The organism is Dactylosporangium sp. NPDC000521 (genome assembly GCF_042898305.1).
Taxonomy (GTDB): Bacteria; Actinomycetota; Actinomycetes; order Mycobacteriales; family Micromonosporaceae; genus Dactylosporangium.
In genome coordinates this window covers 150921-167758 of the sequence record NZ_JBIAYW010000007.1, presented here as the reverse complement: position 1 = coordinate 167758, position 16838 = coordinate 150921, and the positions used below count along the sequence as shown (strand labels likewise).

The window sequence follows — 16838 nt, the reverse complement described above, 5'->3', positions numbered from 1 at the left end:
GGATGTGCCTGGGCATCCCGGGCCGGATCGGGTCGGTCGACGACGCGAGCGGCCTGCGCATGGGCACGGTCGACTTCGGTGGCGTGGAACGCGAGGTGTGCCTCGCCTACGTCCCCGAGGCGCGGGCGGGTGACTACGTGATCGTGCACGTCGGATTCGCCATCAGCGTCGTGGACGAGGCCGAGGCGCGGCGGACGCTGGAGATCCTGGAGGCGATGGGCGACGTCCTGGAGCAGGAACTCGCCGGCGGACCGGGGGCGGCGCCATGAGGTACGTCGACGAGTACCGGGACCCGGCCCTCGCCCGGCGCTTGTTCGCCGAGATCCGCGCCGCGGCCACGCGGTCGTGGACCCTGATGGAGGTGTGTGGCGGACAGACCCACACCATCGTGCGGCAGGGCATCGACGAGCTCCTGCCGGCAGGGCTGCGGATGATCCACGGGCCGGGGTGCCCGGTCTGCGTGACGCCGCTGGAACTCATCGACAAGGCCCTGGAGATCGCCGGGCGCGACGAGGTCGTCTTCACGTCGTACGGCGACATGCTGCGCGTGCCGGGCAGCCGGACCGACCTGCTGTCACTGCGCGCCCGCGGCGCCGACGTCCGCGTGGTCTACTCGCCGCTCGACGCGGTCCGCGTCGCCGCCGACCGTCCCGACCGCGAGGTCGTGTTCTTCGCCGTGGGCTTCGAGACGACCGCCCCGGCCAACGCCATGGCCGTGCTGCGGGCCCACCAGCTCGGGCTGCCCAACTTCAGCATGCTGGTGAGCCATGTGCTGGTGCCGCCCGCGATGACCGCGATCCTCGACGCGCCGGACTGTGCGGTGCAGGCGTTCCTTGCCGCGGGGCACGTCTGTGCGGTGATGGGCTGGACGCAGTACGAGCCGATCGCCGCCCGCTACCGGGTGCCGATCGTGGTGACCGGGTTCGAGCCGCTGGATCTCCTCGAAGGCATCCTGATGGCCGTCCGGCAGCTCGAGGACGGCCGTGCGGCGGTGGAGAACCAGTACGCCCGCGCGGTGCGCCGCTCGGGGAACACCCAGGCGCAGGACGCGATCCGGCGCGTGTTCCGCATCGGCGACCGCGCCTGGCGTGGGATCGGCACCATCCCGGGCAGCGGCCTGATGCTCACCGACGAGTTCGCCGGATACGACGCCGAGCTGCGCTTCGCGGTGGCCGGCCTGACCGCCCGGGAGCACCCCGCCTGCATCGCCGGCGACATCCTCAGGGGCACGCGCGTGCCGACCGACTGCGCCGCCTACGGGACCCTCTGCACCCCACGCACGCCGCTCGGCGCGCCGATGGTGTCGACCGAAGGGACGTGCGCCGCCTTCTACAACGCGGGGCGCACGCGCCCGGCGGCCACGGCGGGACCGCGATGACCACCGCCGACCCGTCCCGCGGCGGGACCGCGACGACCGCCGCCGACCCCTCCCGCGGCGGGTGCCCGGTGCCGCTCGCCGAGACCGAGAAGGTGCTGCTCGGCCACGGCAGCGGCGGCCAGCTGTCCGCGGAGCTGCTGCGCGACGTCGTGGTGCCGGCCCTCGGCACCGCCGCCGCCGAGACCGTGCCGGAGGACGCCGCCGTGGTCGGTGTCGACGGCCTGGACCTCGTCGTGAGCACCGATGCGTTCGTGGTCAGCCCGCTGTTCTTCCCCGGCGGTGACATCGGCGTGCTGTCGGTGCACGGCACCGTCAACGACGTGGCGATGATGGGTGCGACGCCGCTGGCGCTCGCGGTCGCGTACGTCATCGAGGAGGGCTTCCCGGTCGCCGATCTCCGGCGGATCACCGCCTCGGTCGGGGCCGCCGCGACGGCCGCCGGGGTACCGGTCGTCACCGGCGACACGAAGGTGGTCGGGCGCGGTGCGGCCGACGGCCTGTTCGTGACCACGACCGGGCTCGGCCGCCGGCTGCCCGGCGCCCGGGTCTCGGCGGCGTTCGCGCGTCCCGGGGACGCGGTGCTGCTGTCCGGGCCGATCGGCGCGCATGGCACCACCATCCTGAGCACGCGCGAGGCGCTCGGGTTCGAGGCCGAGATCGCCTCCGACACCCGCCCGCTGCACCGGCTCGTCGCGGCGATGGTGGCCGGGGCCGGGCAGGCGATCCACGTGATGCGTGACCCGACCCGGGGTGGGGTGGCCTCGGCGCTGAACGAGATCGCCGCCGCGGCGGGGGTGGGGATCGAGATCGACGAGGCGGCGGTCGCGGTGCCGGCGCCGGTGGCGTCGGCGTGCGAGCTGCTCGGCCTGGATCCGTTGCACGTGGCCAACGAGGGTTGCCTGGTGGCGGTGGTGGCGCCCGAGTCCGCCGAGGCCGTGCTGGCCACGATGCGGGCGACGCCGGAGGGGCGGGATGCGGTCCGGCTCGGGTCGGTGGTGGGGGAGCACCCCGGACGGGTGGTCATGCGCACCCTCATGGGCGGCCGCCGCATCGTCGACATGCTCGTCGGTGAGCAACTGCCCCGGATCTGCTGACAGCTGGGGTCAAACGGCCTTGAAGGGGTAGTGATGCTGACTTGCTCAGTTGTGGAGGCGCGCTCGATGGCCCCGGTGGTGTTGTCCCGGCTCGATGACCTCTTCACCGCCCTGCGGCAGGACGGACGCACCGTCATCGGCCCGACGGTGCGCGGGCACGCGATCGTGCTCACCGAGATCGGCGGTGCGGCGGATCTGCCGTACGGCCGGCGGACCGAGGTCGAGGCCGGCGTCTACCGGCTGCTGCCCGGCGACGAGCGGCTCGCGTTCACGCACACCTCCGGGCCGCAGTCGTGGAAGCAGGTCCTCCATCCGCCCCGGCAGCGGCTGTGGTCGGCCGACAGAACCGAGGACGGCTTCACGGTCGCCGACGAACCGGCACCGCCGCGGCGGCTGGCGCTGTTCGGCGTCCGCCCGTGCGACCTGCGCGCGATCGGCGTGCTCGACCACGTCCTGGGCGACGGCGGACGCTACGCCGCCCGCCGCGCCGAGGTGCTCATCGTCGCGGTCAACTGCACCGAGCCGGGCGGCGCGTGCTTCTGCGTGTCGGCGGGCGGCGGACCCGGCGCCGACACCGGCTACGACATCGCGCTGACCGAACGCTCCGACGGGACGTACCTGGCAAGCAGCGGGACGGCCGACGGCGAAGCGCTGCTCGCCCGTGTTCCGGCGACGCCGGCATCCGCCGGCGACATCAGGTCCGCGGAGCGGGCGGTGGAGTCCGCCGCGACGCGGATGGGCCGGACCCTGCCCGAGACCGACCTGCGCACGCTGCTGGCCGGTCACCGGGCGGACCCGCAGTGGGACGACGTGGCGCAGCGGTGCCTGACCTGCGGCAACTGCACGATGGTCTGCCCGACCTGCTTCTGCACCTCGGTCACCGACACGACGGATCTGACCGGTGACCACGCCGAGCGCTGGGAGTCCTGGGAGTCCTGCTTCGACCTGGAGTTCACCTCGCTGCACGGCGGGCCGGTGCGCGAGTCGAACGCCGGGCGCTACCGCCACTGGCTCACGCACAAGTTCGGCACCTGGCACGACCAGTTCGGCGAGTCGGGATGCGTGGGCTGCGGCCGCTGCATCGCCTGGTGTCCGGTCGGCATCGACGTCACCGCCGAACTGCACGCCCTCGACGCGCACCCGCCCACACCGGCCGAGGACACGCCATGACGACCACGCACGACATGCTCGTCACGCATCCGTTCCTCGCCGGGCTGCCGGCGGATCACGTCGGGCGCCTCTCGCGCTGGGCGTCCCCCGCGCCGTTCAGCGCCGGCACGCGGATCTTCGAGGAGAACGACCGGGCCGACCGGTTCTGGCTCATCCGCGACGGCTGCGTCCACCTCGACATCCGGGTGCCCGGCCGCGGCGACGCCGTCATCGAGACGATCGGCGCCGGCACGGTCCTCGGCTGGTCCTGGATGTTTCCGCCGTACCGCTGGCACTTCGGCGCGGTCGCAGTCGACCAGGTGCGCAGCATCGCGATCGACGGCGCCGCGGTCCGCTCGCTGTGCGACGCCGACCCCGGCTTCGGCTACGAGCTGACCAGGCGGTTCATGGCCGTCGTCGTGGAGCGCATGCAGGCGACCAGAATCCGGCTGCTCGACCTGTACAAGGCACACGCATGACCACGATGACCGCCGCCCGCTACCGGGTGACCGAGCGTCGACGGGAGACCGGCGACACGGTCACCCTCGCGCTCGAACCGGTCGACGAGCCGCTGCCGGTGTTCCGGCCCGGCCAGTTCGCCATGCTGTACGCCTTCGGGGTGGGCGAGGTGCCGATCTCCGTCTCCGGCTACGGCACAGCCGGCACCCTGCACACGATCCGGGCGGTCGGGGCCACCAGCGGCGCCCTGTGCCGGGCCGATCCGGGCGCGATGCTCGGCGTGCGCGGGCCGTTCGGCCGCGGCTGGGAGCTGCCCGCACCCGCCGGTGCCGACCTGGTCGTCGTCGCCGGCGGGCTCGGGCTGGCCCCGTTGCGACCGGTCGTCCTTCACGCGATGGCCGACCGGGACCGCTACCGGCGGGTGGCTGTGCTGATCGGTGCCCGGACTCCGGACGACCTGCTGTACCCCGGCGAGTACGAAGACTGGCGGTCCGCCGGGCTCGACGTGTACACGACGGTGGATCGCGCCACCGCCGAGTGGGGCGGTCACGTCGGAGTGGTGACCGCGCTGTACGACCGGCTCGACCACCGGCCGACCGCCACAGTCGCCTGTGTGTGCGGGCCCGAGATCATGATGCGGTTCGCCGCGCGGGGCCTGGTCGGCCGGGGCGTGCCCGCCGGCCAGGTGTGGCTGTCGCTGGAGCGCAACATGCAGTGCGGACTCGGCCACTGCGGCCACTGCCAGCTCGGACCGCTGCTCGTCTGCCGCGACGGCCCGGTGGTCGCCTACGACCGGGCCGGCCCGCTGATGACGGTCAAGGAGCTGTGATGACTGTGACGGCTCGGCCGAAGCTCGCGGTGTGGAAGTTCGCGTCCTGCGACGGCTGCCAGCTCACCCTGCTCGACTGCGAGGACGAGCTGCTGCCGCTCAGTGAGCACGTCGACATCGCACACTTCCTGGAGGCGTCCAGCGCGGTGGTGGAAGGCCCGTACGACGTCTCCCTCGTCGAGGGTTCCGTCACCACCCAGGACGACATCGAGCGGATCCACCGCATCCGGGAGCAGTCGGGGATGTTGATCACCATCGGTGCGTGCGCCAATGCCGGCGGCGTCCAGGCGTTGCGCAACTTCGCCGACGTCCAGGAGTTCCGCTCGGTCGTGTACGCCAGACCGCAGTACGTGGCGACCCTGGCCGAGTCGACGCCGATCTCGGCCCACGTTCCGGTGGACCTGGAGCTGCCGGGGTGTCCGATCGACCGGCGCCAGCTCATCGGAGTGCTGACCGCCCTGCTGGCCGGGCGCCGTCCGGGCCTGCCCGTGCACAGCGTCTGCCAGGAGTGCAAGCTGCGCGGGACGACCTGCGTCACGGTGGCGCAGGGCATTCCGTGTCTGGGGCCGGTCACCCGGGCCGGGTGCGGCGCGCTCTGCCCCGCGTACGGCCGCGGCTGCTACGGCTGCTTCGGTCCGATGGCGAAGCCCAACACCGCCGCCATGGTCGCCTCGCTGCGCAGCCTCGGCATGTCCCCGGCCGACGTGGCCCGCGTCTTCCGGACCTTCCACACCGCCAAGCCGGAGTTCCGGGCCGCCGCCGAGCAGGGGGAGCAGCTGTGAGCCACCGCAACGACCGCTCCCTGCACGTCGGTGCGCTCGCCCGGGTCGAGGGCGAGGGCGCCCTGCACGTGCGGGTCGACGGTGCGACGGTGACCGACGTGCGGCTGCAGATCTACGAGCCGCCCCGGTTCTTCGAGGCGTTCCTACGCGGCCGCGGCCACCTCGAACCACCCGACATCACCGCCCGCATCTGCGGCATCTGCCCGGTGGCGTACCAGATGAGCGCCTGCCTGGCGATCGAGGACGCATGCGGCGTGCGGGTCAGCGAGCCGATCGCCGAGCTGCGTCGGCTGCTGTACTGCGGCGAGTGGGTCGCAAGCCACGCACTGCACGTGTACCTGCTGCACGCACCCGACTTCCTCGGCTACCCCGGCGTCGTGGAGATGGCGCGGGACCACCGTGACGCCGTCGAACGCGGGCTGGCCCTCAAGAAGGCCGGCAACGCCATCCTCGAACTCATCGGCGGCCGCGCGATCCACCCGATCAACGTCCGCGTCGGCGGCTTCTACCACGCCCCGTCACCGGACGAGCTGCGCGCGCTCGCCCGTAACACCCTGCGACCGGCCCTCGACCACGCCCTCGCCACTGTCGACTGGGTCGCCGGCTTCCCGTTCCCGGACTTCACCATGGACCACGAGCTGCTCGCGCTGACCGACCCGGACCGGTACCCGATCGACCGGGGAGCACCGCGAACCTCGGCCGGCCGGTCGTTCCCGGTCCGTGACTTCGAGCACCACATCGTCGAGGCGCAAGCGGCACACTCGACCGCCCTCCATGCGACGCTGACCGGCGCGGGGAAGTACCTCACCGGCCCGCTCGCCCGGTACACGCTCAATCACAGCGGGCTGTCGCCGACGGCCCGCCAGGCCGCCGCCGTGGCGGGCCTCGGCGAGCGCTGCGACAACCCGTTCCGCAGCATCGTCGTCCGCGCGGTGGAGATGGTCTACGCCCTCGACGAGGCGCTGCGCATCATCGAGGCGTACGAGCCTCCGGCGCCGCCTCACCTGGCGGTGTCGCCGCGCGCCGGTATCGGGTACGGCGCCACCGAAGCACCCCGCGGAACCCTCTTCCACCGCTACGAGCTCGACGGCGACGGGACGATCGTCAGCGCCCGGATCGTGCCGCCCACGGCGCAGAACCAGCCGAGCATCGAGAACGACCTGCGCCAGTATGTGCAGGACCGGCTGGACCTCGACGACGAACGACTCACCGCCCAATGCGAGCAGGCGATCCGCAACTACGACCCGTGCATCTCCTGCGCCACCCACTTCCTCGACCTCACCGTAGAACGCGGATGAACCCGCCGGTCGTCGTGATCGGGGTCGGCAACCCGTTCCGCCGTGACGACGGCGCCGGCCCGGCGGTCCTCGAGCGGCTCCGGCTCGCCGGCCTGCCCGGTGTCGACCTGGCCGAGAGCGACGGCGAGCCGGGCACTCTCATCACCCTGTGGGAACAGCGCCGGCTTGCTGTCGTCGTCGACACGGTCCACACGCACCACGCCCCAGCCGGACATGTCCACCGCCGCCTCATGGCCCGCCGGCCGTCCGGACCAGGGGGCAGTACCAGCTCCCACGCCATGGACCTCGGCGACGCCTTCGCCCTGGCCCGGGAACTCGACCGGCTTCCCGACCGCCTGCTGCTGCTCGGCATCGAGGCGGCGGACACCGGCTACGGCACCGGCCTGACCCCGGCCGTGGCCACCGCCATCGATCGCGTGCTCGAGCACATCGTCGCCGCGGTCCGCGAATTGCGGCCGGAGGTCGCGCCGTCCCGGGACCATCGGCCTGAACCGGCGCACGGAACCCGGGAAGGCTTGTAGTGAGCTCGAGAAGCGAAGGATCGGGCAGAGCGAGGGCGGAGGCGAGTACGATGACCGCGACGACGATCGAGGCGACGACAGAGCGGAAGGCGCGTCCGGCACCGGCGCACACGTGGCTGCCGACCACCGGCACCGGCGACGTGATGCTGCGACTGTGCCGCGCGGAACGGCGTGTCGAGCAGCTGGCGCTCGCGGTCCAGCTGCTGTGCGACGAAGGTATGACACCCGCCCGGCGGCAGGCCGCCGAGCTGCTCGACGAGCTTGGGCTGTAGGCGCCGGCCCGCGGCGGAACCAACGGGCGCACGGCATTCTGCCCGGCGCCTACGGCTGCGCGGCGTGCGTCAGTGGCGGGCGACGAGGACCGGGGCCGAGGCGTGGTCGAGCACCTGCTGGGTCACCGAACCGAGCCGGAGGTCGTCGAAGCCGCCCGTTCCGCGAGGGCCGAGGACGATCATGAGCGCGTCGCGGCCCGCGTCGAGCAGCGCCGGAGCGGGCGCCCCCTGGACGGTGCGGAGGTCGACCGGCACGGTCGGGTACTTCGCCTGCCACGGTGCCAACTCGGCGGCCAGCGCGTCGTGGGCCGAGGTGGCGCACCGGGTGAGGTCCGGGGCACGGCCCCAATGGTGGGTGGGCTCCTGCCAGGCGCGGACCGCGATCAGTGTCACCCCGCGCGACATCGCCTCCGCGAAGGCCAGTTCCACCCCGATCTCGGCGTGCGCCGAGCCGTCGGCGCCGACGACGATCGGCTGATGCTGTGGCAGTGGCACTTCCGGGCCGGCCCATCGCTCCGCGTGGTGCACGACCAGGACTGGACAGCGCGCGTGCGCGGCCAGCTGCAGCCCGACGGAGCCGATCCGCAGCGAGTGGAAGCCACCCGTCCCTCTGCTGCCCACCACGATGAGCGCGGCGGACCGTGACTGGTCGACGAGCACGCGGGCCGGGCTGCCGCACCATGTGAACGTGGTGACGAGCAGGCCGGGCTGCCAGTTGCGGGCCTCGACCGCGGCGTGCACTGCGACCTCGTGCTGATCGGCGACCGGTTCGAACGCGCCCGGCACGTCGATCGCGTGGGTGACCCGTAGCAGCTGCCCGTGGCGCACCGCCTCGTCGACGGCCCAGCGGACCGCACCGAAGCTGGCCGGCGAGCCGTCGACACCCACGATCACCGGTCGATTGGCGGTCATGACCCCTCCCGTTGTCGGCGGATCCGCCCCTACCCTCACCGTGCCGCGGCATGCGCCGCGGCGGCAGGTGGAATTCGGCCCGTTCCTGGCCCGTCAGCGCCAGTCGAAGTGCTCGCGGCGGGCCATTCATCCGGTAGGGCCGGGCCGGGGCGCGATCCGCCAGACCGATCGGCATGTCCATGGCGCCGACCTCCCGGCTGCACCGTCGCGTCCGCTTCCTGGGACCTCACCCACAGCATGGTCTGCGAATGGCGGACGTGCCCACGGCTGTCAGAGAAAGTCACCTACCTGGCAGAGCTACGGTTCGCCACGTGGCGGCCAGCGCCCACACACCTGCCGGGCCGAGACGTCGCGCCGGGGGCACCACCGATCTCACCGATGAGGTGACCGGCCAGGCGAGCAGACTCACCCATCACCCATCCCACCGCCGGCGACGAGCAGCGCGGAATCCCGCAAAGGCGGCGAGCACGTCCTGCCGGCGAAGTCCGCGACGCGCCGCACAGGGCACAGTCGACACCATGCTGACCCGGCTTCCTCATCGGCTGGCGATCCACGGCGCGATGTGCTGCCGGTTCAGGAGCCGAAGTGCGCGGCGTCAAGGGCGGCCTGCAGGGAGCGGCGGTAGCCGTCGCTGGTGACGGTGGCGCCGGACACCGAGTCGATGTCGGCGCTCTGCGCCCGCAGGACCGCATCACGCAGCGCCGGCACCGCGAACGAGTTGATCTGCCGGTCGCGCCGGTTGCCACTTGGCACCTGCAGCGTCACCACATCGGTGATCCGGCCGCCGGAGATGGTCACCCGCACCTGCACCGGCCCCCAGCGGGTCTGCGCGACGGTGCCGTTGACGACCGTGGCGCCTGACGGTGCGGAGGAGCCGGCCGACGGCCCAGGGGCGGAGCCGCCAGGCACCACGCCAGGCGCCGCACCGACGACGCCGGGCGTGTTCGGTGCCGTCGCGCCCATCGTGCTGGTGCGGTAGCTGAACAGCAACACGACCGCCGCCACCGTGGACACCAGCCACAGCGTGATCCGCCTCATCCGTGCTCTCCTACCAGCTGAACCGCTCGGTGTGCAGGCGCTGCGGGGGTACACCGGCCCGCAGGACCGCCGCCGACGCGGCGGACATCCAGGCGTCCGGCCCGCAGACGTAGACGTGATGGTTGTGGACGTCGGGCACCCAACGGGGAAGCTGGTCGTCCCGGAACCCCGCCGGGACCCAGGAACCATCCCGGGAGCGCGGCCCGACCAGGAATCCGACCCGGAGCCGTCCGGTGGCGACCGCCGCGTCGAGCTCGTCCTTGAACAGCAGATCGTCCGCGGTGCGCGCGCGGTACAGCAGCGTCACCGGCACCCGGACCTCGTCCAGCAGCGCGCGGAGCGGTGTGATCCCGACCCCGCTGGCGAGCATGGTGATCGGGCGGCCATCGGCGGGCGGCGCAGTCAACCGGCCGTACGGACCCTCGATGATCACCTTTGTGCCGGGCCGGATCGTCGCCACGCGCCGGCTGCCGTCGCCGAGGTCTTTCACCGTTACGCGCAGCAGGTCCGGCCGGGGGCCGGCCGACAGTGAGTACGGGTTGGCCCGCGACCAGCCCGGCCCGTCGAGGAAGCGCCACAGGAAGAACTGCCCGGGCCGCGCGGGCAGCCGGTCCAGGTGGCGGCCGTGCAGGTACACCGAGAACACCCCGGCCGCTTCGGGCACCACGGCGGTGACAACCGGCCGGTGCCGTAGCGTGCGCCAGGCCGGCAGGCCGAGCCGGAACACCGCGAGGCAGCCGGCCGCGGTGAGGTAGATCGTCCACCAGTACGCGCGCGCCGCCGGTGAGGAGACGAAGTCGGTGCCGGTCCACAGCTCGTGCGGGATGGCCAGGGCGACGCCGAGATACGCGTACAGGTGCAGCAGGTGCCACGATTCGTAGCGCAGCCGGTGGCGGGCCGCGCGCACCGACGTCACCACGACGAGAGTGAGCGCCACGGTTGCGGCGGCCGCCAGCAGCATCCCCGGGTACGCCGTGACCAACTGCCAGAGCTCGCCCAGCGGGCCCGCGTCCTCGCTCGCCGCGTAGCCGACGGTGATCAGGACGATGTGCGCCAGCATGAGGTGGAAGGAGGTGAACCCGGTCCAGCGGTGCCAGGCGGCGAGGCGGTCCTGGCCGAAGCTGCGTTCGACCCACGGCACGCGGGCCATGAGCAGCACCTGGATCAGCAGCAAATCGGCGGAGATCAGGCCGGTGAGCCGGCCCAGCGACCTCAGCCCCGACGCCGGGCCGGTGAGGTCTTGCACGCCACGGTTGTGCACCCAGAGCGCCAGGACCATGAGCATGCTGAGCATCGCGGCAGCACCCACGAGATCGGCCCACCAGGCGCGTGGCCCCGGACCACGCTCTCGTCGTCCCGGTCGCATTCCGCCGTCCGGTGTGGGCGGTAGCCACCACCGGACGGGATCACGCCGCGCGCCGGCGACGGCATGGGTCGGAGAGCGGCGACGCATCGTGCCCTAATCCCTGCCCGTGGCCGCGCTGTGACCCCATACGACCTGCGCGCCGGAATCGCCGACGCGGACGACCTGCACAAGGTTGGCCAGCGCCAGGAGGACGGCGAGGACCGCGAGCACGGTGGTCATGACCGTGCGCGGCGGTGCGCTCGCCTGACGCCGGTGCGTCCATACCAGGGCCACGGCGGCGGCGAGCAGCGGCACCGCGAAGTAGATGAGCGATTCGCCGAGTTCGGCGTGGTCGTGGGGGAGGCCGACGCGCTCGGCGAGCTGGTCGCCGGTGCTCGTGGCGATCGGGATCGCCACGGTGGCCAGCGCGGCCACAGCGATGACGACCGGTCCGAAGCGTCCCCGCCAGGCGGGCCGAACCGCGATGGCGATCACACCGATGGCGGCCAGTGGCAACAGGACGACCACCGCGTGCACCACGAGCGGGTGCAGCGGCAGGCCGTTGACGGTGTCCGGCACGAACGAGCCTCCTCGAACCGACGATCTCATGGACACTGTGCCGCGCCGTTCTTCGAGGATTCTTAGCCCGTCGCGTGCCAAGCTTGGGCCCGTGCTCAACGCTCCCGCGCCGCCCAGGCTGCTGCTGGTCGAAGACGACCGGCGCCTGGCCGGCGTGCTGCACGAGTTGCTGGCCGACGAGGGCTACCTGGTGGAGTGGGCCCGCGACGGGCAGGCGGGGCTGCATCTCGGGCTGTCCCGCGCGTACGACGTCATCGTGCTCGACCGGCGCCTGCCGGCGATCGAAGGACTGGACCTGCTGCGCCGGTTGCGTGGGCGCGGCGTCACCACGGCGGCGCTCGTGCTCACCGCCAGGGGCACGGTCGCCGACCGGGTCGAGGGCCTCGACGCCGGGGCCGAGGACTACCTGACCAAGCCCTTCGACGCCGAGGAGCTGCTGGCCCGGCTGCGGGCACTGCGCCGCCGCCACCGCGAGCTGGCCGACCGGCTGTCGATCGGGCGCCGGTGGCTCGATGCGACGACCCGCCAGGTGCACGACCAGTCGGGTGACGTGGTGGCGCTGTCGGACCGTGAGTGCGCGCTCCTGCAGACGCTCGCCGCGCGGCCGCATCAGGTGTTCAGCCGCGACGACCTGCGCGCGCTCGTCTTCGACGCCGCCGAGAACCCGGGCGTCGTCGACACCTACGTGCACTACCTGCGCCGCAAGCTGGGCCGCCCGGTGATCAGGACGGTGCGTGGGCTCGGCTACCAGATCGGCTCCGCATGACGGGCAACCCCGAGGCGCGCCTGCTGCGCCGCGCCACCGCCGTGATCGCCGTGCAGGTCGCCGCCGCCGTCGCCGCGACCGTCGTCCTGGTCAGCGTGCTGGCGTTCTCGCTGACCATCCGCGCCGAGCACCGGGCCGAGGAGCGCACCGTCCGCGCGCAGACGCTTGCCGCCGGTGCGGATCTGATCGGCACCGAAGGCGTGGTGCTGGTGCGCCGCGCACCTGACGGCGTCGTCACGGCGAGCGGCGGCACACCACCCGCCGTCGTCCGGATGGACGTCACCCGGCTGCGGCCCGGACGCGGCAACGCGACGATCGGCGACCGGCACTTCGAGGCGTACGCGGTGGACGGCGCCGATGGCAGCCGGACCGTCGGCCTGCTCGACGTCACCGCCCGCGAGGAGTCCGGCGAGCGTCTCATCGGATCCCTGCTGGTCGCCGGTCTGATCGGGATCGTCGCGGCCGCATCGGTCGGTGCCGTCCTCGGGCGGCGGGCGGTGCGCCCGCTGGCGCGCGCCCTCTCGCTGCAGCGACGCTTCGTGGCCGACGCCAGCCACGAGCTGCGCACGCCCCTGGCCGTGCTGCACACCCGCGCCCAACTGCTGCAGCGGCGCCTCAACCGCGACGTCGACACCGCACGGGTACGCGCGGACGTGGCCGAGCTGGTGGCCGACACCCACGCGCTCGGCGAGGTGGTTGAGGATCTGCTGCTGTCCGCGGAACTGTCGCACCGGCCCACCGGCGGCGTCGCGGTCGACGCCGCCGGCCTGGCGCGGGAGGTCGCCGCGTCGGTGGAGCCGTACGCCGGTGCGCAACACGTCACGTTGCGCACCGACATCGGTGCGGGGCCCATGGACGTGACCGGGGTGCGGTCCTCGCTACGCCGGGCCCTCGCGGCGCTGGTCGACAACGCCCTCGCCCACGTCAGCGCGGGAGGCACCGTCACGGTCAGCGTCGGCCGGGCGGACGACCGCGTGCGTCTGGCGGTCGTGGACGACGGCGTGGGGCTCGACCCGGCCCGGGCCACGCACCTGCTGGCCCGCTTCGCCCGCGGCGAAGATCCCGTCGACCGGCCGGGCCGCCGCTTCGGGCTCGGGCTGGCGCTGGTGCAGGAGGTCGTCGACGCGCACGGCGGGCAGCTGCGCATCGACGGCAGCCCCGGGCACGGCGCCCGCTTCACGATGATCCTCCCCGCAGCCCCCGTCTCCGCCGGTCCTGCGGCGGCGGCCAGGGAGGCGGCCAAGGAGGCGGCGGCCAGGGAGGCGGCGGCCAGGGAGTAGGAACGGTTCGGGACCTTCGGCCTTGGAACGGTGGCCGCGGCGCGTGGACCATGAAACGTGGCCGGTCCGCCGTGCCGACCGGTTCCCTGTGGGACGGAGGACTGCGATGTCCGTTGGGCGGTTGCATCCGGCCCCTGCCGCCCGGCTGTGGGCCGTCCGGGAGACAGTCCTGTTCTGCCTGGTGACGTTGCTGCTCATCGCCGGTGTGGTGGCCGCCGCCGTGGGCGCCGGCAGTTGGGCGTCCGCCCTGTGGGCCGGTGCGGCGCTGGTCGGGCTGGCCTGGTCGACGGTCACCATCGCTGTCGCGCTGGCGCGCCGCCGGCCCTCGGTGGATGTCATCGCGTGGTTGGCGCTGGCGGGCGCGCTGCTGGTCGGCGAGCCGCTGGCGGGCGCGGTGATCGCTGTCATGCTGTTCACGGGAGGCGTACTGGAGGCGCGCGCGTCGGCCCGGGCCCGCCGGGAGCTGGGCCGGCTGGCTGCCGGCGCGCCGCGGATCGCCCGCCGGGAGTGCCCCGACGGCGTGGAGGAGATCCCGGTGGACCGGGTCGCGGCCGGTGACCGGCTGCTGGTCGGCGCGGGTGAGCTCGTCCCGGTCGACGGCCGGCTGCTCGGCGACGGCGTGTTCGACGAGTCAGCGCTGTCCGGTGAGCCGCTGCCGGTCGAGCGCCGGGCCGGCGAGGACATCCGCAGTGGTGTGGTCAACGCCGGGGCGGCGGTGCGGATGCTGGCCACCGAGACCGCGGCCGCGTCGACCTACGCGGGCGTGGTGCGCCTGGTCGAGCAGGCCCAGGCGAGCAGTGCCCCCTTCGTCCGCCTCGCCGACCGGTTCGCGCTGGCCTTCGTACCCCTGACGCTGCTGGTGGCCGGGCTTGCCTGGGCGATCTCGGGTGAGGCGGTGCGGGCCGTGGCCGTGCTGGTCGTGGCGACGCCCTGCCCGCTGCTGCTGGCCGCGCCGATCGCGATCATGTCGGGGGTGTCCCGGGCGGCCCGGTACGGGGTGATCCTCAAGGGCGGCGCGGCGCTCGAGCGGCTGGCCGCCGGGCGGGTCCTGCTGTTCGACAAGACCGGCACCCTGACCCGCGGCCGGCCGGTCCTGTCCGCGGTGATCACGGGCAATGACCTGCCGGCCGACGAGGTCCTACGGCTGGCCGCCGGGCTCGACCAGGCGTCGGCCCACGTGCTGGCCGCGCCCATCGTGACCGCGGCCCGCGAGCGCGGGCGCAGCCTGCCGGCCGCGACGAACGTGCGCGAACGGCACGGTTTCGGCATCGAAGGGACGGTCGAGGGGCACCCGGTGCGCCTCGGGAAGGCGGCCTGGGTCGTCGACGGCGCCGCACCGGAGTGGGTGCGGCGGGCCCGCCGCCGGGCCGCGCTGGACGGGTCGCTGACCGTGTTCGCGGCGGTGGACGGCCGGCCCGCCGGAGTCCTGCTGCTCACCGACCCGCTGCGGCCCGACGCGCCGCGCATGATGCGGACGCTGCGCGACGCCGGCATCGAGCGCACCGTCCTGATCACCGGAGACAGGGCGGACGTCGCCGAGACCGTCGGGCGGATCGCCGGCATCGACGCCGTGTACGCCGACCGCGACCCTGCGGACAAGCTCGCCATCGTCAGCGCCGAACAGGACGCCGCACCGACCGTCATGGTCGGCGACGGGGTCAACGACGCCCCGGCGCTGGCCGCCGCCGGTGTCGGCGTCGCGCTGGCGGCCCGCGGTGTCACGGCCGCCGCCGAGGCCGCCGACGTCATGCTCACCGCGGACCGCGTCGACGGTCTCGCCGACGCGATCCTCGTCGCCCGGCGCGCCAGCCGCATCGCCCGCCGCTCGGCGGCGCTCGGCATGGCCCTGTCACTGGCCGCGATGGTCCCCGCCGCGGCCGGGCTGCTCACACCGGTGGCCGGTGCGATCCTCCAGGAGGCGATCGACGTCGCGGCCATCGGCCTGGCCCTGACGGTCCTGCTGCCGCAGCGCACGCACACCGTCACCATGCCGACCGCCGACCTCGCCGTGACCCGGCAGCTGTACGCGCAGCACACCGCCATCCGCCCGCTCGTCGAGCGGATCCGGGCCGTCGCCGACGACCTCTCCTCCACCGGAGCCGACCTCGGGCCCGTCCGTGAGCTGCTCGACCGCCTCGAGACCGACCTGCTGCCGCACGAGCGGGCCGAGGAGGCGCAGCTGCTGCCGATCGTCGCGCGGGCCCTCGGCGGTCCCGACCCGATCGCGGCGCTCAGCCGTACCCACGCCGAGATCGAGCACCAGATCCGCCGGCTGCGCCGCATCCTGCCGGACACCGCCGGCCAGGTCGATACGGAGGACGTGATCGATCTGCGGGCCGGCCTTTACGGCTTGTACGCCATCATGCAGCTGCACAACGCCCAGGAGGAGGAGAACGCGTTCAGCCTCATGCCGGCAGCGTCCGCCCCGACCTGAGCCGGCCGCATACCTCCGCCTGGTCCGGGAAGCGACGGTCGTGCAGTACTCCATCCGAGAGCGCGCCGTGCTGGCCGGCGCGGCCGTCGCCGTCACCGTCACACTCGCCGCCTGCGGTGACACCGCCAGCAGTGGCGACACCCCCACGGCGCCGGGCAACGGCAGCGTGAGCGTCAATCCGACGTTCAACAACGCCGATGCGTTGTTCGCCCAGATGATGATTCCGCATCACGTGCAGGCTGTGGAGATGGCCGCCCTGGCCCATGCGAAGGCGACCGATCCGGACGTCAGGCAGCTCGCCGCGAAGATCGGTACCGAGCAGCAGGCGGAGATCGCGACGATGCGGGGCTCATGGGCCCGGCGCGCCGCCTTTCGCCCTGCCGGTGGCGGCCGGGCTGCCGCACCACGTGAACGTGGTGACGTGCAGGCCGGGTTGCCAGTTGCGGGCCTCGACGGCGGCGTGCAGTGCGACCTCGTGCTCGTCGGTCGCCGGCTCGAACGCGTCCGGGACGGCGATCGCGTGGGTGACCCGTAGCTGCTGCCCGTGGCGTACCGCCTCGTCCACGGCCCAGCGGACCGCACCGAAGCTCGCCGGTGAGCCGTCGACACCCACGATCACCGGTCGACGATTGGCGGTCATGGCCCCTCCCGTTGTCGGCGGATCCGCCCCTACCCCCACCGCGCCGCGGAATGCGCCCTGAT

The 16838-nt window shown here is 73.4% G+C and carries 18 protein-coding genes and 1 pseudogene; 14 read left to right on the top strand and 5 right to left on the bottom strand.

All coding sequences use genetic code 11. From position 1 onward, the window contains the following. Window positions 1–2 precede the first annotated feature (2 nt). The 10 genes from ACFY3L_RS23735 to ACFY3L_RS23690 all read left to right on the top strand — a co-directional run bounded on the left by ACFY3L_RS23735 (window position 3) and on the right by ACFY3L_RS23690 (window position 7782). On the top strand, window positions 3–269 hold the full coding sequence (locus tag ACFY3L_RS23735) for a HypC/HybG/HupF family hydrogenase formation chaperone (protein WP_389327825.1): 267 nt from the start codon (window positions 3–5) through the stop codon (window positions 267–269). After that, window positions 266–1378 carry a hydrogenase formation protein HypD gene (gene hypD / locus ACFY3L_RS23730; protein WP_389327822.1) on the top strand — a complete coding sequence of 371 codons (1113 nt, stop codon included), beginning with the start codon at window positions 266–268 and terminating at the stop codon, window positions 1376–1378. The genes ACFY3L_RS23735 and hypD overlap by 4 nt, the downstream gene beginning before the upstream one ends. Further along, window positions 1375–2472 carry a hydrogenase expression/formation protein HypE gene (gene hypE / locus ACFY3L_RS23725; protein ID WP_389327819.1) on the top strand — a complete coding sequence of 366 codons (1098 nt, stop codon included), beginning with the start codon at window positions 1375–1377 and terminating at the stop codon, window positions 2470–2472. Before hypD ends, hypE begins: the two co-directional genes overlap by 4 nt. 66 nt (window positions 2473–2538) lie before the next feature. Beyond that, window positions 2539–3642 (top strand): 4Fe-4S dicluster domain-containing protein, encoded by a 1104-nt coding sequence (locus ACFY3L_RS23720; protein ID WP_389327816.1) that lies wholly within the window; start codon window positions 2539–2541, stop codon window positions 3640–3642. Further along, the gene (locus ACFY3L_RS23715; protein ID WP_389327813.1) at window positions 3639–4100 is read left to right on the top strand and encodes a Crp/Fnr family transcriptional regulator; all 462 of its coding nucleotides are present in this window, start codon (window positions 3639–3641) and stop codon (window positions 4098–4100) included. The genes ACFY3L_RS23720 and ACFY3L_RS23715 overlap by 4 nt, the downstream gene beginning before the upstream one ends. Next, window positions 4097–4909 carry an FAD/NAD(P)-binding protein gene (locus ACFY3L_RS23710; RefSeq protein WP_389327810.1) on the top strand — a complete coding sequence of 271 codons (813 nt, stop codon included), beginning with the start codon at window positions 4097–4099 and terminating at the stop codon, window positions 4907–4909. Before ACFY3L_RS23715 ends, ACFY3L_RS23710 begins: the two co-directional genes overlap by 4 nt. Further along, window positions 4909–5691: an oxidoreductase gene (locus ACFY3L_RS23705; RefSeq protein ID WP_389327807.1), complete on the top strand. Its 783-nt coding sequence runs from the start codon at window positions 4909–4911 to the stop codon at window positions 5689–5691. The genes ACFY3L_RS23710 and ACFY3L_RS23705 overlap by 1 nt, the downstream gene beginning before the upstream one ends. Next, entirely contained in the window at window positions 5688–6989 is a 1302-nt protein-coding gene (locus tag ACFY3L_RS23700) for a Ni/Fe hydrogenase subunit alpha (RefSeq protein ID WP_389327803.1), read from the top strand. Before ACFY3L_RS23705 ends, ACFY3L_RS23700 begins: the two co-directional genes overlap by 4 nt. Further along, window positions 6986–7510: a hydrogenase maturation protease gene (locus tag ACFY3L_RS23695; protein ID WP_389327800.1), complete on the top strand. Its 525-nt coding sequence runs from the start codon at window positions 6986–6988 to the stop codon at window positions 7508–7510. The genes ACFY3L_RS23700 and ACFY3L_RS23695 overlap by 4 nt, the downstream gene beginning before the upstream one ends. Before the next feature lie 50 nt (window positions 7511–7560). Next, window positions 7561–7782, top strand: a complete 222-nt coding sequence (locus tag ACFY3L_RS23690) for a hypothetical protein (RefSeq protein WP_389327797.1) — start codon at window positions 7561–7563, stop codon at window positions 7780–7782. A gap of 69 nt (window positions 7783–7851) precedes the next feature. Here the strand turns inward: ACFY3L_RS23690 and ACFY3L_RS23685 are convergent, their stop codons facing one another. From ACFY3L_RS23685 to ACFY3L_RS23670, 4 genes are all read right to left on the bottom strand, one after another. After that, window positions 7852–8694 (bottom strand): universal stress protein, encoded by an 843-nt coding sequence (locus tag ACFY3L_RS23685; RefSeq protein WP_389327794.1) that lies wholly within the window; start codon window positions 8692–8694, stop codon window positions 7852–7854. A gap of 573 nt (window positions 8695–9267) precedes the next feature. After that, window positions 9268–9732, bottom strand: a complete 465-nt coding sequence (locus ACFY3L_RS23680; RefSeq protein ID WP_389327791.1) for an FMN-binding protein — start codon at window positions 9730–9732, stop codon at window positions 9268–9270. A 10-nt stretch (window positions 9733–9742) separates the two neighbouring features. Then, entirely contained in the window at window positions 9743–11026 is a 1284-nt protein-coding gene (locus ACFY3L_RS23675) for a ferric reductase-like transmembrane domain-containing protein (protein WP_389327788.1), read from the bottom strand. 165 nt (window positions 11027–11191) lie between these two features. Next, window positions 11192–11737, bottom strand: a complete 546-nt coding sequence (locus tag ACFY3L_RS23670; protein ID WP_389327785.1) for a DUF2231 domain-containing protein — start codon at window positions 11735–11737, stop codon at window positions 11192–11194. Between the two features lie 10 nt (window positions 11738–11747). Here ACFY3L_RS23670 and ACFY3L_RS23665 point away from each other — a divergent pair, with 10 nt between their 5' ends. The 4 genes and pseudogenes from ACFY3L_RS23665 to ACFY3L_RS23650 all read left to right on the top strand — a co-directional run. Then, a complete protein-coding gene (locus tag ACFY3L_RS23665; protein WP_389327782.1) occupies window positions 11748–12422 on the top strand; it encodes a response regulator transcription factor in 675 nt (224 codons plus the stop codon). Further along, window positions 12419–13702: a sensor histidine kinase gene (locus ACFY3L_RS23660; protein WP_389327779.1), complete on the top strand. Its 1284-nt coding sequence runs from the start codon at window positions 12419–12421 to the stop codon at window positions 13700–13702. The genes ACFY3L_RS23665 and ACFY3L_RS23660 overlap by 4 nt, the downstream gene beginning before the upstream one ends. Before the next feature lie 106 nt (window positions 13703–13808). Next, the gene (locus ACFY3L_RS23655) at window positions 13809–16136 is read left to right on the top strand and encodes a heavy metal translocating P-type ATPase (RefSeq protein WP_389327776.1); all 2328 of its coding nucleotides are present in this window, start codon (window positions 13809–13811) and stop codon (window positions 16134–16136) included. A 40-nt stretch (window positions 16137–16176) separates the two neighbouring features. Beyond that, window positions 16177–16485: pseudogene (locus ACFY3L_RS23650) on the top strand (DUF305 domain-containing protein); the annotation flags it as partial. Here ACFY3L_RS23650 and ACFY3L_RS23645 read toward each other — a convergent pair. After that, window positions 16486–16776, bottom strand: coding sequence for a universal stress protein (locus tag ACFY3L_RS23645; RefSeq protein WP_389327773.1), 291 nt, complete (start codon window positions 16774–16776; stop codon window positions 16486–16488). Between the last annotated feature and the right edge of the window lie 62 nt (window positions 16777–16838).